The organism is Haloarcula hispanica ATCC 33960 (assembly GCF_000223905.1).
GTDB lineage: Archaea > Halobacteriota > Halobacteria > Halobacteriales > Haloarculaceae > Haloarcula > Haloarcula hispanica.
The window spans coordinates 139348-162022 of record NC_015944.1 but is presented as its reverse complement, the minus strand read 5'-3'; the positions used below and the strand labels follow the sequence as shown (position 1 = coordinate 162022).

At 62.0% G+C, this 22675-nt stretch carries 17 protein-coding genes; 10 read left to right on the top strand and 7 right to left on the bottom strand.

The features are described 5' to 3' along the window. Positions 1-14: 14 nt before the first annotated feature. Both HAH_RS18040 and HAH_RS18035 read right to left on the bottom strand, forming a co-directional pair. Positions 15-2195: an LUD domain-containing protein gene (locus tag HAH_RS18040; protein WP_044952799.1), complete on the bottom strand. Its 2181-nt coding sequence runs from the start codon at positions 2193-2195 to the stop codon at positions 15-17. Positions 2196-2197: 2 nt separating this feature from the next. Then, positions 2198-2719, bottom strand: coding sequence for a LutC/YkgG family protein (locus HAH_RS18035; protein ID WP_014031140.1), 522 nt, complete (start codon positions 2717-2719; stop codon positions 2198-2200). Positions 2720-3099: 380 nt separating this feature from the next. On the opposite strand from HAH_RS18035, the gene HAH_RS18030 reads away from it, so the two are divergent. Beyond that, positions 3100-4104 (top strand): HEAT repeat domain-containing protein, encoded by a 1005-nt coding sequence (locus HAH_RS18030; protein ID WP_014031139.1) that lies wholly within the window; start codon positions 3100-3102, stop codon positions 4102-4104. Between the two features lie 608 nt (positions 4105-4712). Here HAH_RS18030 and HAH_RS18025 read toward each other — a convergent pair. Both HAH_RS18025 and HAH_RS18020 read right to left on the bottom strand, forming a co-directional pair. Beyond that, positions 4713-5480: an IclR family transcriptional regulator gene (locus HAH_RS18025; RefSeq protein ID WP_014031138.1), complete on the bottom strand. Its 768-nt coding sequence runs from the start codon at positions 5478-5480 to the stop codon at positions 4713-4715. Positions 5481-5778: 298 nt separating this feature from the next. Further along, the gene (locus tag HAH_RS18020; protein ID WP_014031137.1) at positions 5779-6813 is read right to left on the bottom strand and encodes a galactitol-1-phosphate 5-dehydrogenase; all 1035 of its coding nucleotides are present in this window, start codon (positions 6811-6813) and stop codon (positions 5779-5781) included. A gap of 346 nt (positions 6814-7159) precedes the next feature. Here HAH_RS18020 and HAH_RS18015 point away from each other — a divergent pair, with 346 nt between their 5' ends. The 6 genes from HAH_RS18015 to HAH_RS17990 all read left to right on the top strand — a co-directional run bounded on the left by HAH_RS18015 (position 7160) and on the right by HAH_RS17990 (position 13908). Further along, positions 7160-8593, top strand: coding sequence for an extracellular solute-binding protein (locus HAH_RS18015; protein WP_014031136.1), 1434 nt, complete (start codon positions 7160-7162; stop codon positions 8591-8593). Between the two features lie 36 nt (positions 8594-8629). Then, positions 8630-9562, top strand: coding sequence for a carbohydrate ABC transporter permease (locus HAH_RS18010; RefSeq protein WP_014031135.1), 933 nt, complete (start codon positions 8630-8632; stop codon positions 9560-9562). Continuing rightward, positions 9562-10440 (top strand): carbohydrate ABC transporter permease, encoded by an 879-nt coding sequence (locus tag HAH_RS18005; RefSeq protein WP_044952797.1) that lies wholly within the window; start codon positions 9562-9564, stop codon positions 10438-10440. Before HAH_RS18010 ends, HAH_RS18005 begins: the two co-directional genes overlap by 1 nt. 91 nt (positions 10441-10531) lie before the next feature. After that, positions 10532-11692, top strand: a complete 1161-nt coding sequence (locus HAH_RS18000; protein ID WP_014031133.1) for an ABC transporter ATP-binding protein — start codon at positions 10532-10534, stop codon at positions 11690-11692. A gap of 54 nt (positions 11693-11746) precedes the next feature. Then, a complete protein-coding gene (locus HAH_RS17995; RefSeq protein WP_014031132.1) occupies positions 11747-12400 on the top strand; it encodes a class II aldolase/adducin family protein in 654 nt (217 codons plus the stop codon). A gap of 32 nt (positions 12401-12432) precedes the next feature. Beyond that, positions 12433-13908 (top strand): rhamnulokinase, encoded by a 1476-nt coding sequence (locus HAH_RS17990; protein WP_014031131.1) that lies wholly within the window; start codon positions 12433-12435, stop codon positions 13906-13908. A 4-nt stretch (positions 13909-13912) separates the two neighbouring features. Here HAH_RS17990 and HAH_RS17985 read toward each other — a convergent pair whose 3' ends face one another. Then, positions 13913-14686, bottom strand: coding sequence for an SDR family NAD(P)-dependent oxidoreductase (locus HAH_RS17985; RefSeq protein ID WP_014031130.1), 774 nt, complete (start codon positions 14684-14686; stop codon positions 13913-13915). A gap of 120 nt (positions 14687-14806) precedes the next feature. Here HAH_RS17985 and dgoD point away from each other — a divergent pair, with 120 nt between their 5' ends. The 3 genes from dgoD (at position 14807) to HAH_RS17970 (ending at position 18520) form a co-directional block, all read left to right on the top strand. After that, the gene (gene dgoD, locus HAH_RS17980) at positions 14807-15958 is read left to right on the top strand and encodes a galactonate dehydratase (protein WP_014031129.1); all 1152 of its coding nucleotides are present in this window, start codon (positions 14807-14809) and stop codon (positions 15956-15958) included. Between the two features lie 69 nt (positions 15959-16027). Further along, a complete protein-coding gene (locus HAH_RS17975; protein ID WP_014031128.1) occupies positions 16028-17059 on the top strand; it encodes an NAD(P)-dependent alcohol dehydrogenase in 1032 nt (343 codons plus the stop codon). Between the two features lie 432 nt (positions 17060-17491). Then, complete coding sequence (locus tag HAH_RS17970; protein ID WP_008311924.1) at positions 17492-18520, top strand: LLM class flavin-dependent oxidoreductase; 1029 nt, start codon at positions 17492-17494, stop codon at positions 18518-18520. 262 nt (positions 18521-18782) lie between these two features. Here HAH_RS17970 and HAH_RS17965 read toward each other — a convergent pair whose 3' ends face one another. Both HAH_RS17965 and HAH_RS17960 read right to left on the bottom strand, forming a co-directional pair. After that, a complete protein-coding gene (locus tag HAH_RS17965) occupies positions 18783-21188 on the bottom strand; it encodes a DUF2309 domain-containing protein (RefSeq protein WP_014031127.1) in 2406 nt (801 codons plus the stop codon). Then, a complete protein-coding gene (locus HAH_RS17960) occupies positions 21178-22665 on the bottom strand; it encodes a proton-conducting transporter transmembrane domain-containing protein (protein ID WP_014031126.1) in 1488 nt (495 codons plus the stop codon). The genes HAH_RS17965 and HAH_RS17960 overlap by 11 nt, the downstream gene beginning before the upstream one ends. Positions 22666-22675 lie beyond the last annotated feature (10 nt).

The window sequence follows — 22675 nt, the reverse complement described above, 5'->3', positions numbered from 1 at the left end:
GCCGCAGCGGTCGCTTACGTCGCCAACAGCTCGATAGGATGGCGCGGCTGCCGCTCCAGTAGCGCGTCGATCTGCTCCAGACAGGAGGTCCCACTGGCGACGACGGGCCGGTCCTGTACGCCGTCGTCTTCCAACTGGGTCCGGAGCCGGTCGCCAACGTCCATGCTCAGTTCGTAGTAATCGGACTTGTACCCGAAGCTCCCGGCCATGCCACAGCACTCCACGTCGGATGTAACAACGTCGTAGCCACATTCTTCGAGGACAGCGACGGTATGAGCTTCAAGACCGAGTGTTCGCTGCTGGCAGTGGCTGTGATACGCGATTTCCGCGCCGGTGACGGTCGAGAGCGACTCGACGGACCCTCCATTGTCGAGCAGCCCGAACACGTATTCGAACACCTCGTAACTGTTCTCCGCGATGTCGGTGAAAGACGACTCATCAAGGAGTCGCTCGTATTCGCGGGTGAACATCGCGTGGTCGCTCGGCTCGATAACGACCACGTCGCGGCCGTCTGCGATATGTGGTTCGAGGGCCTCTGTGACCCGCTCAGCGTGGTCTGTCGCCGTCGCAACCATACCCTGTGACAGCGGCGCGCGGCCGCTGGATGGTACCGGTGGGACCACCACATCGACGCCCAGCGATTCGAGCACCTTCACCGCGGCTTTGCCGCGCTCGACCTGTACGTGATTCGTGTACAGGTCCGGGTAGAGCACCGCCCGGCGCTCGGGGTTTGTGACCTGTGAGTCACGGGCAGCGGCCCAGTCGACGAGCGTCTCCCGCTCGAACGTCGGGAGGTCACGTCGCGGGTCGATACCCAGAATTAGGGCCATCGCTTGCTGTGCGACTGTCGTGTCGGCCAGCCAGTTCGACACCGGTGCGGTGGCGCTGCCGAGCTTTGCGACGGTCTCGAAGTTGCCGAAGAAGCGCTTTTGCAGTGGCGCACCGTCGTCCTCCTCGTCGGGCGTGAGTCCGTCGACGAGCCACTCTCCGGGAGCGTCCTTGTCGCGGTTGATCCGGTCCCGGACGACGGTGTTGATCCATGGGATATCGATGCCGACCGGGCAGGCGTTCACGCAGCGGGTACACCCGGTACAGAGGTCGTTGAACTCCTCGGCCACGTCCAGCCCTTCGATGCCGGCCTCCCAGCCCGTCGCAATGCCACCCGAATACGTCTCCCCGCCGAAGGCGTGGCCGCCGACGCTCTGAAAGTTCGCACACGAGTTCGAACAGGCGGAACATCGGATGCAGTACAGCGTCTCCCGAAGCTGCTCGTCATCTCGCATCTCCAGTCGGCCGTTGTCGATCAACACGAGATGGAAATCGCGGTCGGAATCGAATTCCGACAGCGGTGTTTCGTCGTCGGTGAAATCGACGACCGGCGTGTCGACTGGCGGAGTCAGCAGCGAGACGTACGACGTGATGTCCTGTCCGGTGCCCGAGCGACCGATGAGTTCGATGAACGGGTGGAGGTCTCCAACCGTCGGGATGACCTTCTCGACGCCGGCCACTGCGACGTGCGTGTCCGTCGCGGCCACGGTTTTGCGGGCGTTGCCCTCACTGGTGACCAGCGCCATCGTCCCGGTATCGGCCGTGACGAAGTTCGCACCGGTGATGCCGACTTCCGCGTCGATGATCTGCTCGCCCAGCTTTTTCCGGGCGAAGCGGGTCAGTTCCTCGGCCGTCTCCAGCGGCTCGTCGGGCTCGAACCGTTCGTTGAACAGCTCCGCGATGCTCTCGCGGGACTTGTGAATCGCCGGGGCGACGATGTGAGAAGGGGCTTCGTCGGCGACCTGCAACACCCACTCGCCCAGGTCCGTCTCGACCACGTCCACGCCATCTGCTTCGAGCGCTTCGTTGACCTCGATCTCCTCGCTGGTCATCGACTTGCTCTTGACGACCCGGTCAGCCGCTCGTTCGTCGACGACATCGCGAATGTAGTCGTTCGCGTCGGCGGCGTCGTCGGCGATGTACACCGTTCCCCTGTTCGCTTCGACGGTCTCCGTCAGTTGGTCGAGGAGATCTGGAAGTTCCTCGATGGCGTCCTCCTTGATACTCCGGGCCGCTTGCTTGAGTTCCTCGTAGTCTCCCAGGTCCGCGACAGAGTCGTAGCGCCCCGTGTTGAACCCCTGCGTGTTCTCCGCGACTGCCGCGCCCTCGGTCCGCATCAGTTCGCGGAGTTCGTCGGCGGTCGCCATCGTCACGCACCCTCCTCGACGATGATGACGTGGACTTCCTTGGGTCCGTGTGCGCCTTTGACGAGCGCGCCCATATCGGCTGTCGCGCTCGGTCCTGTTGCGATGATCGCGCTCCCACCGGTTTCGTTGAACCGTTCGTCCAGTTCTGCCACTGCCGCGTCCATATCGGGCTGGATGTCTTCCTCGTGAAGAATGGCGACGTGACGCTCGACAAACAGGCTCAGGAGTTCGCTGGCCTCTTCGGTCATCGAGAGGACGAGCGAACCGTAGTCGCCGATGCCGAGTTCAGCACCGGTTACGCCGGTGGTCGCTTCGCGAAGCGCGACCGGAGTGGGGTCGACCGTGACCGGCGTCCCCGTGAGAGAAAACGCCTCGTCCCCGGCCGTTTTGTCGAGCGCGATCCCGACTGCAGGCTCCGTGACTGCCTCCGTAACAGCGGCTTCGAGGTCGGACTCGGCAGTGCTTGAAACTGTCACACCCAATGCTTCGAGAGCGTCCTCGAACGACGCGCGTTTGCTTTTCATCTATGCGCGAACCGAAAACCTACATCATCATTTAGTTTTTGTCTGAAACGGGCGGAAGTCCGACAAATCCAGTGGGCTGCCGCGTATATCCAGCTACGCTGGGCATCGTTTTACTAGATCAGCAGACAGTTACTGTATTTACTTATATTGCCACTCGCCCGATGTAATCTGATTAATATATTCGCCACACAAATACATCCAAATATCGGTACTCTCTACCGACATCTCTCATAAATAGGTGTATAAACCATAGATGCATTACCATATACGGCATTAATGGCGGTATCACAGTTTCAACGGTGTGCGGTTATTTCGGATCGAGTAATACCCGGGAGGCAAGGGGTTTTGTGGGTTCTCCGAGAAATGCCGACAACGGACCGATGGACGACCAATCCGGTGCACCTCCAGATTCAGAGATTGTGACGTTACTCGAACAAGGAGAGAAAGCTGACGCACTGACAGCACTTGAGCGGCTTTCGATGGCCGGAGCGGCTGACCAGCAGGCGTGCTTGCGGTCACTCAAAGCGGCTGCTGACGACCAGCCGAAACTGTTCGACGGCGTACTGACGTCGCTCACTGTGTTTTTGCAGAATAGCGAGCGGCCGACACGGCTCACGACAGCGAAATTGTTCGTCACGGTCAGCGAGAGCGCGCCGGACAGCGTGGTTCCGGTTGTCCCGACGCTTGCCGAGCGACTGGCGGATGAGTCGGAGTTCTACTACGTTCGCGCCCGGTGTGCAGAGGCGCTGGGCTACGTCGCCGTCGACCATCCCGATGCCGTCGTCTCACCTGAGGTCGTGGCAGACCTGCGCATCGGCCTGGAGTTCGACAAACCAGAAGTTAGGGAGAAATTAGCGAAGGCGCTGGCCCACGTCGCCATGGGCCGTCCCGACAGACTCCGCTATCAGGTCGACTCGCTCGCCGAGCATCTTCGAGCGGACAGCGAACTGGTTCGATATCACCTGAGCACAGCTCTCGTCGTTATCGGCTCTGCGTGTCCCGAACGGCTTACAGACGCCAGGGAAGCACTCGTCTCGTGTCTCGAAGACGAAAGCAGATACGTCCGCGGGCGGGCAGCCGAAGCGCTGGGGTTGCTTGCCGGCACTAAGAGCGTGGAAGCGTTCCCGGAAGCACAACTCGAAGAGTTCACTGTGGACGAGGAGTTTGTTGCCGAGCGAGCCCGGTTCGCTCTCTCCCAGTATCGCGGGGCGGAACCTGCTGATGGCTTTACAGGAATAGCCGCGAGAGATGCAATCCGCACACAGACATCCGACATTGTCTCGGAGATCCGGACGCCGGAAGGCGATGACGGGTGCCCACACTGCGGGCTTTCGCTCCCCGAATCCGGCCCCCCGCTGTGCCCGGGCTGTGGCACCCCATTGTGAGGGCACAGTCGGTTTTCCTGCAGTTCCCACAGAAACCGCATTGTCTCCGTCTCTGACAGGGTCACGGTTGCAGTAGTTATCTGGTGCTGCGTCGTCTCGTAGCGATACCCATCAGAGCTATCTACTTCCGTGGAAGATCAGATGTTGCGTATGGGACATACAGACTTGGATGGAATAGACGTATATCTGGCAATTCCATCTCCAATTTTGAGATATATGACCGGAAATGTGTCAATTATATATTCATATTAGCGGTGGGCGTGAGTTAGAGACCAATAGCCGCTGTTGTAGTCGGTGGGACTGTCCCCACAACACCTCGCTGTTCAATCCTGCGGCCTGTTCTGCTGTAGAGAACAGCACGCGATTGACAGCAGTAGCACTCACACGATGGTGCTTAATCTCACAGTCAGTACAGAGGGGGCATAAAGTGATCCGCGATTCCTTCGTGAGATTACTTCTGATGCCGGGGTGACCGGAAACTATCTTTTCGACGCATGAAGATCAGGCGTCGTCGGTAGCGGTGTGTGGCAGTGAGGCCGTTCGTCCATTCCGATGGCGGCCACCAACAGAATAGAATAACAGTAGTACGCCCGTTATTCAAGAACCCATCAATTCGATGTAAGGGCCACCTGAATGGATTTTGTCGTGCTGAGGACCTGCCCGGTGATATCCTCCCTGAGGTATCGGCCGTTCAAACGCTCAACGGGGCCACAGATGCCCAGTGCAGCGATCCGATCACCACTGACGTCAGGTAGCGGGGCGGCAACACCGATAATCCCCTCGTACTGTTCTCCTCTACAGAACGCAATGCCGTCATCACGAACCCGGCGCAGTTCCTCGATGAGTTCATCTGGGTCGACGAGAGTTGCGTCAGTCGGTGCGACAAGCTCTCTTTCATCGAGAACCGATTCGACGCGATCACTCGGGAGCGACGACAGCAGTGCCTTTCCCGGAGCGTTGACATGGAGTGGCAACCGTTCGCCCGCGTGGAACGGGACTCCCCAGCCGTCCTCGGGTTCGGAGATCGACACCGGGACACCGGCCGTTTCTTCGAGGACGAACAGTGTCGCTGTCTCCCCTGTTGCCGTCGCGAGATTGTCCAGTTGTTGTTTCGCCGCCTGATAGAAACTGAGTCCATCACGCGTTCGCTCACCGAGAAACAACGGGCGGAGCGACGCCTCGTACTTCTCTGCGCGCTTGACCACGTATCCGGCCGCACGCAACGTCGAGAGGTGGTTATGGGCGACGCTCTTGGAAACCCCGACGAGATTGGCAAGCTCTGTAACGCCGACAGGCCCCGTCGCGTCGACAAGCGCTTCGAGGATAGCCACCGATGTCTGGGTTGCTTCGACTGCATACTGTGGTTCGTCGGTCATTGACCGTCGTTTCGACCCGCCGCGACAAAAGCCTGTTCACTAGAGCAGAACAGATGGTGGCATGTGCAGTAGGCCCAGAAGATATCCTACATTATTTATCACTATTTTCTGGATCGCTACGAGTTCCGACTGTCGAAATTTATTCGTTCTTCTCTCCAGAACAACTGCGGCCGGTTGCAAGGCACCGCGTCAAGTGTGGACTGTACTGTTCGAGTTCACGAATTGCTTCCATAGCGATACCGTGGTCAAGCGCCACGACGACCGCATTTCCGGACAGTATCGAGGAGGTCGTACTCGCTCACTCGGAATCCCCTGGAACGACTACTTTCTTCAGCCCCTCAGCGTTGCCCATCCGTTCAAACGCTGTCGGGAGATCGTCGAGCCCGATACGTTCGGTGATGAGCGTCTCGGCATCGATGCGTTCGTGTCTGAGCAGTGTTATCGCTCGCTCGAAGTCCTCGGTCGTCAGGGAGAACGAGCCGCGGTAGTCGACCTCGTCGAAGAAGACATCGAACGGGCTGATTTCCATTGTCGCTTCTTGGTCAGGGACGCCGAAGATGAGTGTCGAGCCACCGGACGCAGTCACAGCGTTGGCCTGCTTGATTGTCGGGACGAGCCCAATAGCCTCGGCGCCGACGTCGACCGGTCCGCCGGCCGCCGCACAGATCGCCTCCTCGGGATCTTCTTCGTTGGGGTCGACGACGGCATCTGCGCCGAGGTCGGCAGCCAGCTCTCGTCGTTCGTCATCAAGTTCGGAAACCACGATTGGGGCAGCGCCCGCGTTGCGGAACGCCTGCAGGAGCAGCAAGCCAATCGGGCCAGCGCCGATAATACCGACGCTGTCTCCGGGTTTGATGTCTGTCTGCTCGACGCCGTGGACACAGCAGGCGAGCGGTTCGGCGAGTGCGGCCCGTTCGAATGACATCTCGCCGATGTCCTCGACGTTGATCGCCGGGACGCGGACGTATTCAGCGAAGGCACCGTCGAGGATGGTGTCACCGGCACCGCCGATGCTCGTGTTGTTCTCACAGAGGTGCGTCTCCCCCTTCTTGCAGTACGAGCAGGCGTTACAGGGGACGGTGGGGTTGATTGCGACGCGGTCTCCGACCGCGAAGCCCTCAACGTCGGCACCGACTTCCGCAACGGTCCCGGCACCTTCGTGGCCCAGGACCAGCGGTGTCTCTGCGGCGAAGGTGCCGTGGTACATATGATAGTCGGTCATGCAGACGCTACAGGCGCCGACCTGAACGAGAACCTCGTCATCCGCAGGGTCCGGTCGGTCACGCTCTTCGACGGTAATTTCGCCGACATCGGTCAACGTGCTGGCGCGCATCAGTCGTCCTCCGACGGTCGGGTCGCGGTCGTCACTACAGCAGTACCTCGGTCGTGAGTTGGTGTGGGTCGGGTCATGGGTGGTCTGGGCCGTAGCCCGTTGTCACTGGTCCAGCCGAGCTGGACGCACACAGCGGACTCAGCCACGATCCGTACTATCGATGTTTTCGGACCGTGTATTAAAATCTTGCCACGGTCTCCCGTAATCGGGCGACAGAGGAATTCGTAGATAGAGGCGTCCTAGTACTGCAAACCGTCGGATCTCCCCCAGTGGGATGGGTATTCTACCTTACAGATGATTACCTTTATTATGCATCGGTAATTCGGTAGTGACGAGGCAAACTGGCATGACCAACTCCAACAGGCGGACGTTTCTGAAAGCGACAGGTGTCGGACTACTCAGCGGTCTCGCTGGCTGTACACGAGGCGGCGATGGCTCAGATGGGAGCGGAAGTGACGGCTCAAGTGGGGGTAGTGATGGCGGAACCAGCACCGACGGAAGCGATGGCGAGCTCGCGATTCCACTCAGCGAGTACGAGGACGCCGATATCGACTGGCGACAGTTCGAGGGGTCCTCGATCAACATCGGGGCCGTCCAGCACCCCTGGGTTTCGGCCATCAAACCCGCGGTCCCGGTCTTCGAGGAACTGACCGGGATCGACGTCGTCTGGAACGTCCTGCCCGAACAGCAGTTCCGGACCAAGCGCCAGACGGACGTCAGTACCGGCGCTGGGCAGTTCGACGTTTTCTACATGGATCAGGTCGTCAACCAGTTCCGCGAGGAAGGCTGGATCCAGCCGCTCGACCCGTTCTTCGATGATGAGAGCCTCTTCGACGAGGACTGGTACGATCCAGACGACCTCTTCGAAGCGTCGCGGTGGCAGGCTCACGGTGGCGGCTACAGCGACACATGGACCGGGATGCCGATTACCGTCGAAGTCCAAACGCAGTTCTACCGCAAAGACCTCTACGACAAGCACGACCTAGAGGTCGCGGAGACGCTCGAAGAGTTCCGTCAGAACGCACAGACCATCCACGAGAACGAGTCGGACGTCGTCGGCACCGTCGGCCGTGGCGACAAGGGCTACGGGATGAACATCTACATCCTCAACACGTTCCTGCGCGAGTTCGGCTCCTCGCTCTGGACCGAGTTCCCGACCGATTCCGGCCTCGACTCCGACGGCGTCATCAACGCCGCGGAGTGGTACGTCAGCCTGCTGCAGGACTACGGTCCCGAAGGCGCGTCCACGCAGACCTGGTCGGACGTGCTCTCGACGATGCAGGAAGGGCGCGCCGGCCACATCGTCTCCGACGCGAACCTGTTCTGGCCCGGACTCACCGGCTCTGACTCCTCGGTCGCCGACACGATTGGTATCGCGAAGGTTCCCAGTCCGGCTGATGGCCAGTTCTCGCCCAACGCGTTCAACTGGCAGATCTCCACGTCCAAAAACGCCCAGAACTCCGAGCAGGCGTTCCTGTTCATGGTGTGGGCGTCCTCGCAGCCGACCAACACCTGGATGCACGTCAAGGGCGACGCCGCCTTCTCCGTCCGCCAGTCCGTCTGGGAGAACGACGAGTTCCGCTCTCGCGTCGGCGAGAACTTCGCACAGGTCACCCTCGAATCCCTGCAGGAAGCAGCGCCGGACCCGTTCGACCGGAAGTACCCCGAATGGGGCCAGCGGTACTCGGAGGAACTGCAGCGCGCCATCGCCGGGCAGAAGTCCGCTGAGGAGGCGATGACACAGGCGGCATCCATCGCAGAAGACATCTACAGCAATTAAGTCTCAGCCACACCTGCGCCACAACACATCCCACAAATGAGTACACCAACGCAAACGGAAACGACACCTCAATCGACCTTCGCCAGGCTGCGGGACCTGTGGAACGACTACCTCCCGTACTGGTTCATGGCACCGATGGTGGCGGTGATGGTGATGATCACCTTCTTCCCCGGTGCCTACGACCTGTATCTCAGCCTGATCGCGGAGCCGACACTCGATGTATTCGCAGCTGATTTCGTGGGGCTGCGCAACTTCGAGACGGCGTTTACCCGCGGCGGCGCGATCCACTCGTTCGTCATTACGATTACTGTCGTCGTCAGCGCGCTGCTCCTCGAAACTATCCTCGGGTTCGTCCTGGCCGCGCTCGTCGCCGGCGTCGGCTCCGGCCGGGCGAAGTCGTTCTACCGGGTGTTGTTCATCATTCCGATGGCCGTCGCCCCCGTCTCGCTCGCGACCATCGGCCGGATCATGCTGAACAGCGAAATCGGAATTATTCCGTACGTCATAAACACCGGCACGCCGTTCGCAGCGCCGAATTTCCTCTCGGAAATCCCGCTGCTGACGGTTATTCTCTTAGACGCGTGGAACTGGACGCCGTTCATGTTCATCATCTTCTACGCCGGCCTCTCGTCGGTGCCGAAGACGCTCATCGAAGCGTCGCGCGTCGACGGTGCGCCGATGTGGCGTCGCTACGTCCACGTCATCATCCCCTACATGAAGCCAGTCGTGTTCGTCGCGACACTCATCCGGTTAATCGACCTGTTCCGAACGTTCGGCGTGGTGTACGGGCTCACGGGCGGCGGCCCCGGGACGGCGACCCAGCTCGTGAGCATCAACATCTACGAACAGATGTTCATCAACAACCAGATCACCGTGGCCGCAGCGATCGCCGTCGTTTACCTCGTCCTCGTCGTTGCACTGTGTAACGTCATCATTGCGAAGGTCGGCTTCGAGGGGGTGTGGGACTGATGGCGACAACGGATAGCGACTCCGCGACCGCGTCACAGCGACTCGACAAGGATACGCGTGAGACCATCGTCACGGTGGTTCGACACACCATTCTCCTGACGTGGTCGTTCATCGTGCTGTTCCCGCTGTACTGGCTCGCTTCGATGTCGCTGAAGCCGCCCGGAACAGCGAATTCGCTGCCCCCGGACTGGATCTTCCTGCCGACGGTGTACAACTACATCCAGTTGATCCAGGATTCCGGGTTCGTCGCGGCGTTCGCCAACAGCCTCGTCATGGTGTCGGCGTCGGTCGTCCTCGTGCTGTTGATCGGCGTCCCCGCCGCGTATGTGCTCTCGCGGTACGATATCCCCATGGAGCGGGACGTGCTCGTGTGGATACTTTCCTCACGAATGCTTCCGCCGATTGCCGTCGTGCTCCCCTTCTTCATCATCTTCCGGGAGCTCAATCTGTTCGACACGCGGGTCGGGATGGTGCTGATGTACGTCAGCATCAACCTCTCGCTCGTCGTCTGGGTGATGAAAGCGTTCTTCGACGGCATCCCCGAGACGCTGGAAGAGGCGGCCCGTGTCGATGGCGCGACCCAGTTCCAGGGCTTCAGGAAGGTCGTCCTCCCGGCGGCCAAGCCCGGCATTTTCTCGGTCGCCATCATCAGCTTCATCTTCGCGTGGATCGAGCTGCTGTTCGGGCTCGTGCTGACGAGCTTCGAGGCCGTACCGGTGACGCTGTTCGTCTACTCGTTCATCGGCTCGCGCTCGATCGAATGGGGGATGCTCGCGGCCGCCTCGACAGCGATGATCGTTCCGGTCGTCATCTTCCTCATCGCGGTCAACAAGTACCTCGCGGCCGGGCTCAGCTTCGGCGTGGTGATCAAAGAATGACGACGCTGTCCACACCACGACAGGTATCGCTCGCAAACGACGCCCCTGCGGCGGCGGTAGCTTCACTTAGCCGCACATCGGAGGCAAGATAATGGCAAAGATCACAATCGACGACGTTACGAAGCGATTCGGTGAAGGAGATGAGTCAATCGTCGCGGTCGACGACGTCTCGCTGGACATCCGCGATGGCGAGTTTATCGTCTTCGTCGGTCCGTCCGGGAGCGGGAAGTCGACGCTCATGCGCATCGTCGCAGGGCTGGAAACGCAATCCGAGGGCGATATCAGAATCGGCGATAAGGTGGTCAATCAACTCGGCCCGCGCGCCCGGGATATTGCGATGGTATTCCAGAACTACGCGCTGTACCCCAACATGACCGTCGAGGAGAACATGTCCTTCGGGCTGAAGATGTCGACGGACATGTCCGCCGACGAGATCGAGGAAGCCGTCACGTCCGCCGCCGAGATGATGGACATCGACATGCTGTTGGACGACAAGCCCGGCGAACTCTCCGGGGGACAACAACAGCGTGTCGCGCTCGGCCGCGCTATCGTCCGTGACCCGAACGTCTTCCTGATGGACGAGCCGCTGTCGAACCTGGACGCGAAGCTCCGGGCGGAGATGCGCACCGAGATCAACCGGCTCCAGAACGACCTCGACGTGACGACGCTGTACGTCACCCACGACCAGACGGAGGCGATGACGATGGGCGACCGGCTCGTCGTCCTCAACTACGGGGAACTCCAGCAGGTCGGCACGCCGCTGGAGTGTTTCTACCGCCCGGCCAACCAGTTCGTGGCCGGCTTCCTCGGCTCGCCGTCGATGAACTTCTTCGAGGGCACCGTCGAGGGCGGAACCCTCCGCGCGGACGGCTTCGACTTCGACCTGACCGAGCGGATGCAGTCCGCTGTTGGGAGTCGAAACGAACTCGTCCTCGGTATTCGGCCGGAGGATATGACGCTTCACGACCGGGCGAACTCGGGCCACGAGTTCGAGGCCGTCGTCGACGTCGTCGAACCGATGGGGAGCATCTCCTACGTCTATCTCCAGGCCCGGTCACAGAGCCACGAGCAGACGTTCATCGTCGAGACGGACGGACAGCGCCCCATCAGCGAGGGCCAACACGTCTACGTCGAGATTCCGGACCGGGACGTCCACCTGTTCGACCCCGCCAGCGGCGAGACGATCCACCAGCGCCAGCTCGGTGATGACGCCGAGATGGCACTCGAAGAGCAGATGAAGCCCGCCGAGTGACGGCGATACACGTCGTCGCACCCGCTGCGACCGACCGATATCTACACACGACACATGACAGATCAAGACATTGCACACTACGAGACGCGAACCGCTATCTGCGAGTACGGCCGGAGCCTGCTCGAAGACGATCTGACAACCGGGACCGGTGGAAACCTGAGTGCCCGACTCGACGAGAACCACATCGCGATCAGCCCGTCGGGAATCCCCTACGAGGAGATCGAACCGGAAGACGTTCCTGTTGTACGGATGGATGGCACTGTCGTTGAGGGCGACGTCGAGCCGTCGACGGAGCTACCGATGCATCTGGCGGTCTACCGCGAGCGGCCCGCGGTCGGTGGCGTCGTCCACACCCACTCGCCGTACGCGACGACGTTTGCCTCGCTCGGGGAGGCGATTCCCGCCTCCCACTACCTCCTCTCGTTTACCGGGACGGAGGTCCCCGTCGCCGAATACCGGACGCACGCGACCGAAGAACTCGGCGAAGCGGCCGTCGACGCGCTGGGCGAGTCGTTCAACGCCACGCTGTTGCGCAACCACGGCGTGCTGACCGCCGACGAGTCGCTGGACGACGCCTACACGGTCGCGTTGATGGTCGAGTACTGCGCCCGCATCCACCATCAGGCCCGGGCCATCGGCGAGCCGGAGATCCTCCCGGACGAGGAGATCGACCGGCTGGCCGATAAGCTCGACAGCTACGGACAGTGACCACTCGTGCGAACCACACCTGAGAGCATCCCATGAACCACGTCGCAATCGACATCGGAGCGAGCGGCGGGACGGTGTTCCTCGGCGAGGTGACCGAGTCCTCGTTCGCGGTACAGGAGGTCCACCGGTTCGACAACCGACCCGTCGAACGGGACGGCCGCTACGTCTGGGACGTCGACGCGCTGGTCGACCACATCGGCGACGGGCTCAGTGCGGCCGACGACCGCGCCGACGGCCTCGACACGGTCGGTATCGACACCTGGGGGCTCGACTTCGGACTCCTGGCCGACGGCGAACTGCTCCGGGACCCGGTCTCCTACCGCGACCCCGAGTCGACGGCCACACGCGAGCAAGTGTTCGAGGCCGTCGGCAAGCGGCGGCTGTTCGACGCGACCGGCATTACGAACTGGAACACGCCGAACACACTGTGGCAGCTCCACACCATCGCTGAGCGGGAGCCCGAACGCCTCGAAGAAACCGACGGCCTGCTCATGATGCCACAGCTCCTGTCCGCACGGATTGGAGGGGTGCCGGCGGGCGAGGTGACGATTGCCTCGACCACGCAGATGGTCGATCCCGAGGAACGAACGTGGGCCACCGACCTGCTCGAAGAGCTGTCGGTGCCGACTGACCTGCTCCCGCCGCTGTCTGAACCCGGACAATGTCTCGGGGCGGTCGATGACGACGTCGTCTCGGGGTTGTCTTCGCCGCCGGAAATAGTGACGCCGGCGAGCCACGACACGGCGGCGGCCGTCGCCGGCCTCCCGCTCTTCGAGGACGCCGCGTTCCTCAACACCGGGTCGTGGTTCGTCCTCGGCGTCGAGCGCGACGACCCGGTGCGGACGGACGCCGCCTTCGAACAGGCCGTCTCGAACGAACTCGGCGTCGACGGGTCCGTCCGGCTCCTGAAGAACATCAACGGCTTCTTCATGCTCGAAGAATGCCGCAAAGCGTGGCGCGAAGCGGGCGAACCGCTGGAGTACGAGACGCTGTTGTCGGCCGCCGAGGAGGCCCCGCCACGGGCCGCACTCGTCGATACGGATGCCGAGACGTTCGGCATCGACGAGCCGATGCCCGAGCAGATCCGGGCCTACTGCCGCCGAACGGACCAGCCCGTCCCGACGGGGCAGGGCAGCATCGTCCGCTGTCTCCTCGACAGCCTGGCGGCGAAAACGGCGCTGGAACTCGACGCGCTCGCGGCAGTCGTCGACGACCCGCCATCGCATATCGTGCTCGGTGGCGGCGGTGTTAGAAACGAGCTGTTCTGTCAGCTACTGGCCGACGCCACCAACCGCCCAGTGTCGACTGGCCCAGTCGAGGCGACGGCTGTCGGCAACGTCCTCACACAGGCCGTCGCCGCCGGAACGGTTTCTGACATCGAAACCGGGCGGCAGTTGGTCGAATCGGCGTTCGAGACGACGACATACGAACCGGGTACCGCTGGCGAGTGGGCCGACGTAAAAGACCGGTTGGCCGCACTGACCGACGCCTCGTCGCCCGAGGCCTGACACCTCACCGCGAGGTGTAGCCGCCGTCCATCACGACGGTCGACCCCGTCATGTACGACGACGCGTCCGACGCGAGGTAGACGACGAGTTCTTTCAGTTCCTCCGGTCGACCGAGTCGGCCCATCGGCGTGTTCTCGAGCCACGTTTCTTCCATCTCGGGGCTCTCTTCGAGCACTTCGTCGACGAGTTCGGTCCGCATGTAGCCGGGCGCAATAGCGTTGACGCGGACGCCCTGCTCGCCCCACTCGACCGCCAGTGACTGGGTCAGCATCCTGACGCCGGCTTTCGTCGTGTTGTAGCTGGCCTGTTTCTGCGGGACGTTCACGTCGAAGCCTGACATCGAGGAGACGTTGACGATGCGGCCCTCGCCCCGTTCGAGCATCTGCTGGCCGACGTGTTTGGCACAGAGAAAGACACCGTCGAGGTTGACCGATACGACCCGCCGCCATGACTCGATGCTCGTCTCCTCCGCAGGGGAGTTCTCGACGATCCCGGCATTGTTGACCAGTACGTCAATCGGTCCGAGGCGGTCGGTCACGTCTTCGACCATCGCCTCGACCGAGGCTTCGTCCGTCACGTCGACCTCCGTCGCGACGACGTCCGTTTGACCGTCGAGTTCTGCGGCCGTCCGTTCCGCTTTCTCGATGTTCACGTCCGCGATAGCCACGTCGGCCCCCATCTCGGTGAGCCCGGTCGCCATCTGTTTGCCGAGACCCTGCGCCGCACCGGTGACGATAGCTGTCTCTCCGTCGAGGGAGAAGCTGTCAACTACACTCATGCGTACGCTTGGTGCTCCGGTAGCCTCCAGCATAAATGTACGCCTATTTTTGTTACAGTCTTTGTCGGGCCGATATCGGCAGCCAGTCATTACAAGTACTCCCTCGCAGATAACATAGCTATGCAAATCACCGACTTCGAACTGTTCGCCGTGCCGCCGCGGTGGTTGCTTCTTAAACTGGAGACTGACGAGGGGATCGTCGGCTGGGGCGAGCCCATCGTTCAGGGCCGGTTGGAGACAGTCCGTGCCGCTGTTACCGAGCTTATCGAGGCGTATCTCCTTGGGGCCGACCCACTTCGAACCGAGTATCACTGGCGGAAGCTCTATCAGAGCGGGTACTTCCGCGGCGGGCCGATACTCATGAGCGCGCTCGCGGGCATCGACCACGCGCTCTGGGACATCAAGGGGCGGCACTACGGCGCACCGGTGCACGAACTACTCGGCGGGCACGTCCGCGATAAGCTACTCGTCTACCAGTGGCTCGGTGGCGATGATCCGCAAGACGTGGCCGCGGCCGCGAAAGAGGACCGAGAACGCGGCTACAGAGCGTTCAAGTTCAATTTCGCCCGGGAGTTTCGGCCGATTGAGACGCCGAACGCTGTCGATCATGCGGTTGAGCGTGTGGCTGCAATCCGTGACGCCGTCGGTGACGACGCCCTCGTCGGAGTCGACTTCCACGGCCGCGTCTCGAAACCGATGGCCGCGGATCTCGTCGAGCGACTCGAACAGTTCGATCTGATGTTCATCGACCAGCCGCTGCTCCCCGAACACGACGACTCGTTTGCCAGTATCGCCGAGCGGACGACTGTTCCGATAGCGACTGGCGAACGGTTTTATTCGCGTTATGACTTCAAGCGCCTCCTCGTTGACGACGGGGTGTCGATACTCCAGCCCGACGTGACCCACGTCGGTGGCATCAGCGAGATGCGCAAGGTCGCGTCGATGGCGGAAGCGTTCGACGTAGCCGTCGTTCCACACTGTCCGCTCGGCCCCGTCGCGTTCGCGGCGAGCCTGCAGGTCGGGTTCTGCGCCCAGAACGTCGTGCTGCACGAACAGGACCTCGATCTACACGACCCGACGACGAGCCAGCGACTCAAGGTCCTGGAGGACCCGAAGACGTTCCAGTTCGAAGACGGCTACGTCAAACGGCCGACCGGCCCCGGACTTGGTATCGATCTCGACGAGACTCTCATCCGCGAACTGGCACAGACAGAGGTCAACTGGTACAACCCGGTATGGCACCACGAGGACGGGAGCGTCGCGGAGTGGTAGCTGGACACGGCAACCCAATGGGGCGGCCCACCCTGTGTATTTTTATGGCTCTGTTCCGTGCCAACAGGTATGCGAACTGCTGTACTGGTAGAACCAAATGAGTTCGAACTGGAGGACCGTCCCAGACCGTCGCCCGGGCCCGACGACGTACTCGTTGCCGTTCGCGACGTTGGGATCTGTGGCTCCGACGTCCACTACTACGAACACGGTCGTATCGGCGACTACGTCGTCGAAGACCCGCTCGTCCTCGGACACGAGAGCGCCGGTGAAGTCGTCGAAGTGGGCGAGAACGTTACCCACCACGAACCGGGCGACCGGGTCGCGCTCGAACCCGGTGTTCCGTGCCGGCGCTGTGCCCACTGCAAGCGCGGCGACTACCACCTCTGTGAGGAAGTGACGTTCATGGCGACGCCGCCACACGACGGCGCGTTCACGGAGTACGTCTCGTGGCCGGCCGACTTCGCCTACACGCTCCCGGAGGCCGTTTCCACTGCTGAAGGGGCACTGTGCGAGCCGCTTTCGGTCGGCATCCACGCCTGCCGCCGCGGCAGCGTCGGAACCGGGGATACAGTGCTGATAACCGGCGCCGGGCCGATTGGGCTGATGGTGCTGGAGGCCGCGCGTGCCGCGGGCGCGACGGACGTAATACTGACCGATGTCGTCGACGAAAAGCTGACCTTCGCCGAAGAACGGGGAGCGGACCTGACCGTCAACGTTACCGAAACGGATCTCGATGCGGCGGTCGCCGAGTACACGGACGGCGTCGGTGCTGATGTGGTCGTCGAAGCCTCCGGCGCGGAGCCGTCGATCAAGTCGACAATCGACGTGGTCCGTCGGGGCGGCACGGTCGTTCTGGTCGGACTCGCCAGCGAAGCGGAGGTCCCAATCGACGTGCTGGAACTCATCGACAACGAGGTCGACGTCCACGGCTCGTTCCGGTACAAGAACACCTATGACGCGGCTGTCGACCTGTTGGCCGACGGCGAAGTCGACGTTGAGGGAATCATCGACTTCGAATCCGAACTCGAAGATATCGACGACGCGTTCCGCCGAGCGATGGAGCCGACTGTGGTCAAGGGCATGATATCACTTGATTCGTAACCGGCACTGCATTGAGAAGACTGTCCCGGAAAAAGCGCGATATGATAGATATACAGGTATTTCTGAATATTGGTAGTAATTTCAGCAGGCCCGTTGTACGCACGACCCCGTGACGCGATTCTGAAACAATTAATGAGGCGGTATATTATCTGAATGTACGGCCTCATAGCGCTTGAGGCCCATGTATTTGGGATCCGGAGGGTTTCGGCAGGTGCCCGAGAGATATAATTCTCCGACCTTCACACTGCCCAGAAATAGCCAGTATAGCGAAGTGAGATATTCTGTTTATTATAGTATTGCATGAAACTATTGCTTTTTCTAGATATCAGTTATATCCGGGTGGGACGTTCCATCAGAGCGGCGTGCCCGAGTGAGATACTCACGCACTGTGAGTAGCCGAACGGTTAAACCTCGCCACCGTTGTGGGCGGATATGGACCTCTCAATCGTCGATCTCTCTCCGGTCCCGAATGACGGAACTGCGGCTGACGCGTATTCGAACACCGTCGACGCGGCCCAGCAGGCCGAACGCCTCGGCTATTCCCGGTTCTGGGTGGCGGAACACCACGGGATGGGAAACAAGCTCGCCGGAACAACACCCGAGGTACTGCTCGGCAACCTCGCCGCCGAAACCGACTCCATTCGGCTCGGGTCGGGTGCGGTCCTCCTCAACCACTACAGCCCGTTCAAAGTCGCAGAACTGTTCGGCTCCCTCGATGGCCTTGCTCCCGGACGAATCGACGCGGGGCTTGGGCGGGCAAACGGGTCTCCGGCCGTGGACCGCGCGCTCGGGACGGACCGCCGCGTCCGGAACCCCGACGAAGACCACGCCGAAAAAATCGAAGCCGTCGTTTCGCACCTCTACGACAGCTACCCGGACGGACACGCGTACAGTGATCTGGAAATCCCTCGTTCAGATGCGGAGACGCCTGTGCCGTGGGTTCTCGGGTCGAGCCCGTCGAGCGCCGCACTGGCCGGCGAGCTTGGTCTGCGCTACTGTTTCGCCGCGTTCATCCGACCGGGGTTAGCCACCCGTTCCTTCGAGGAATACCGAACCCACTTCGAATCGTCGGAGTTGGCCGGCGGCGTCGACGAGCCACAGGGGATGGTCGCAGTGAACGCGGTCTGTGCCGAGACCGACGCGGAAGCGGCGCGGCTCCGCGCCGTGGCCGAAGCGTCGTTCAAGCGGATGGAGCGAGGGGTCGTTGGCACGACTCCATCTGTCGAGGAAGCGATCGACGAACTCGGAGCGGTGCCCGAACCGACGCCCGCCACGCTGGATGCCGGTGAGTGGCCACGAGCGATCTCCGGGAGCCCGGAAACGCTCAATAACCTTCTCGAACAGCTGTCTGATCGTGTCGGAGTCGATGAGGTGATGATCCAGCACGTCGTCGGCGACCACGCTGACGCGCTCCGCTCCCACGAGTTGCTCGCAGACGGTGTCGGGCTCACACCGCGCTGACTCTCTCTATTGGCGTGGGATGTAAACGGAGTTCTGTGTTATACTATCAAAAGTCCAGTTTATGCCACTAAATATTCGCTTGATAGTCTCTATTTGCGTTGTTTACACCACTATTTACCATATATGGAAGTATCTATTTCTGATTGTAGACAAATTACATAGATAGGGTTATTTTGGAGTGGTTTTCTATTTTGAGTGTCTTTTATATAAGTTCAAAAAGTTAGTGTGCCAGCAGTTCCAGATACCGGCTGTTCGGGCCAGCTTAGTCGTTTGCGGCCGCGGGTGCGAACGGTTCCGTCGCTTCAGCTTCTGACAGGTCAGACACCGGCGACCACTCTAGGTCACGCTCGTACTCGAAGGCACGGTGGTCCTGCGTGGGATCGACGACTGTCAACGAGAGCCAGTTGTTGTCGAGTAGGTCTGCCAGTTCCGGGTGTTCAGCGAGGACGCCGTTGACGCGGTCGACCGGAGCGTGGATGACCGTCGAGAGGCGGAGCGGCTGGTGGTACGGGTCGTCGTCGGCCGCCATCAGCGACTGGAGCGGCAGGCCGGTCATCAGGTCGCCGCCGTTGCCCTGGTAGACGCCGACGTTGCCGACGGGGTTGTGGGTCACCTTCGAGCCGCTCCCGTAGACGGCGTTGTCGACCGTCGAGAAGTAGTACTGGGTGTTGATCCACTGCGTGACGACCATCGGGCCGGTGAGTATCGCTTCCAGCGCCTCGCCGTCAGCGTCAGTCGACCAGTCGTAGGAGTGGAGGAACGCGCGGCCGCCGAGGTCGACATCACTCGTCAGTTCGCGGGGGCCGACGACGAAGCCGGCGTTGCCGGCCAGGCCCCACTCGGGGCGGGTCTCGGCCCAGTCGGCGGCGCGGCGCTCCGTCTCGGTGACCCCTGATGAGGTGTCGGCACCCATGGACTCGGCACGCTCGGCGGCCGCGTTCTCGCGGGCAGTGGCGAGGTCGGCGCGCAACTGGTCGAGATCGGCAGCGTGGCTCTCGGGTACGTCGCTGTCGTACAGTTCCACCTCGTCAGTCGTCGTGTTGTGTTCGCCAGCGAGGAAGACGGTGTCTTCGGGGATTTCGAAACCGCGGTCGCGGAGCGCGGCCCTGACCTCGTCGTCGTTGCAGATTTTCGCCAGCACGCGGGCGTTCGGGCCGCCGGGATTTCCGGCGCAGGCCCCACAGTCCAGACTCGAATCGTAGGGATTGTTGGTCGTCTCACTGGCATGCCCGGTGAAGACGACGAGGCGGCTGAACGTCTCCCAGCCCATCAGGTCGAACGCGGTGGCGGCGTACTCGACTTTCTCGTCGGTGGTCAGTCCCACCGGCAGGTCACCGGCGTAGGTGTGCTGGTGGTGGACGAGCGGGTCACAGAACTCGTGTTCATCGGGTACCGAGTCGTCGACCGCATCGAACAGGTCATGCACGCGCCCGGGGACGAGGGTGCGGGCTGCGAGCGCGAGGCCGTACCCGCTCCCGGCAGTCTCGACGTAGCCGTAAGCTGTGGCGGCGTTGGCCTCTACCGTTTCGATGATTTCGTCGGCGGTCTCACGGATGCCCGACAAGCGGTCGTGGCTCGCCTGGGTGTCGTCGTCGGTCGGCACGTCGGTGACGTGGTGCTGCGGGTCGAGAATCGGTGGACAGGCATTGACAGACACGTCGGTGTCGTATCCCTGGTACTCCATCGGGATCCCGAAGAAACCGGCGTACCCATGGGTCTCGTAGTCGCCCGCGGCCTCGATGTGACGGCGGATGATCTCCGAGCGCGTGTCGATACAGAAGACCATCTGTGCGTCCGGGCAGCCCGATTTGTCACTGTCGGCGAGCGACTGGCTCTCCGCGGCGACGGTCTCGACGAGGTCGCCGCGGTAGGTCGCCTCCCAGGCGCGCAGGAACGCCCCGGCGAGTTCGGCGGCCGGGTCCGGGTCGATGCTGTCGTTCGAGGGGGCGATATCAGCACCGACGGCATCTAGCAGGGCCAGACGCGCCGCGAGGTACCCCGCCAGTGAAATCGGGTACGCCGACTGCCACACGCCCCCGTCGTCGGCACGCTGCTTGATGAGTCCTGTCCAGCCCGGGAGGGCGGTCAGTTGCTCCTCGAAAACCGGCACCCACTGACTCACCGGGTACGGTGCGAGCACCGCTTCGATGGCCGCAGTCGGCGTTTCGGGCAGATCAGTAATAATTCCCTCGTCGGGGATTTCGCTGTCGTGCTCAGCCACTCCGCGGAAAGCTGTGTAGAATCCCGCTTCGCGGTTCGGCATCGACCAGTGGGCGCTCCCCTCGTCGAGGAACGTCGACAGCCACTTCGTCAGCACCTGGTCGACGCGGTCGGTGGCGGTGTCGGAATCGCTTTTCGAGGCATCGGTCGCTGTGGCCATCCGGTCGAGCAGTACCTCGGGGTCGTTCTCGTAGCCGGCCTCGGAGAGTTCCGCGTCGAGAATCTCCGGGTCTATCTGGCCGTGTTGTAGCGCCGCACGGAACGTCTCCGCGCTGGGGTAGCCACGGCCGCCCAACAGGTCGGCTGCCTGCGTGACTGCCTCACTGAACGGCTGGTCCTCGAACCCCGTGAGGGGGTTTGCTGTCACGAACGAGTGGATGGGCCAGAGGGAGCCGACGGTGGTCGCTGCGGTGTCGATACTGTCGTGGATGGTGGATTCAGTACTCATTGTAGTCCTCCGTAGCAGTGAGCACAGTGTCAGCTGCCGGTTGACCGGCGTTCAGCAGCGCCACGTAGAGGCGCTGGCTGCGCTCGTGAACCCCGGTCTCGATGCCGGTGTAGATGCCGACGAAGACGACGGCGATAATGCCGTGGAGCAGGGTCAGTTCCGTCGTTGCCGGGCTGACAGGCATGAGCCCCGAGACGCCCGTATAGACCGCGGCGTAGATGACGATAGCCGGGAAGAAGACCACTGGGACGGCCCCGTAGCGGGCCGCCGTTGGAAGCGAGGTATGCTGTACGGCGCTACGGGCCGCGTGGAGCGTCGTGAACACCACAAAGAACGTCAGCAGGAGGCCGCTGCCGACCTTCGTCCCTTTCCCCGTCAGCACCGCGAACACTGCGCCGCCGGCGATGCCGGTCAGCAGTGTGACGATGACACCGATAATGCTCGTCGTCGTTCCTACCGTGTGTGGCGTCCCCTCGCTCGGGCTAGTGTGTTCAATTTGGCCGCCGGCACTGAGGAACTGGTAGGCCTTGTAGAAGCCGTGGAGGATGAGGTGGGTAATAGCAGCCCCGAAGAAGCCGAGGCCGGCCTGCATGATCATGAATCCCATCTGGCCGACCGTCGAACAGCCGAGTTTGCCCTTGATGTCAGTCTGGACCGACTTCAGGAGTTTCCCGCCGATGGCGCTTGCACCGCCGACGGCGACGATTGCGAGCATGAGCGCAGGGTCGACAGTGATGACTGGGGCGAAGCGGGTCAACAGGATGCCGCCGGCGTTGACGAATCCAGCGTGCATCAGCGCCGAGGCGGGCGTCGGTGCGGTCATCGAAGAGAGAAGCCAGCCGTGGAACGGGAGCAGAGCGGACTGAATCATCGCTGCGAGCACGAGCGCGCCGGCGGCGACCAGCCACACCGGGCCACCGAGTGCGTCGGCAGCCGCCGTAACTCCGGTGACTGTGGTCGCATCGGTCGTCCACCACAGCGCCGTTAGCGCGACGGCGAGAAGCGCGCTGCTGGCGATGAAGTACTTGCGGGCGACCGTCGCAGCCGCCTGTGCCTGGTCCCAGCCGCCGACGATTCCGATGAGTTTCGCCATCAGCAGCCCCATCGCGAGCCACAGCGCCCCGAACAGGGCAAGGTGGTCAGCCGCGACCAGTCCCATCACGACCACCGTGAAACCGAATACGGTGGCGAAAAAGCCCGTTTTAAGGCGGCTGCCTGCCAGGTAGCGGCGCGAGTAGCTGTGAACGATACCGCTGAAGAAGGTGGCGACCACCCACATCAGGACGGTCAGCCCATCGACAGCAACAACGCCGGGTATCTCCCACGCGACTCCGGTTCGGACCCGAACGGCAAGCACAGCAATGCTCGCGGCAAACATCGACCACACGAGCCATGTGAGTGCGACGGGTACGAGCGGCGAGTCAGCCGTCGTGTCCGGGAGTGATCCAACCGTCTTCGGTGAGTTGTGTCCTGACATCGTTTTTCGT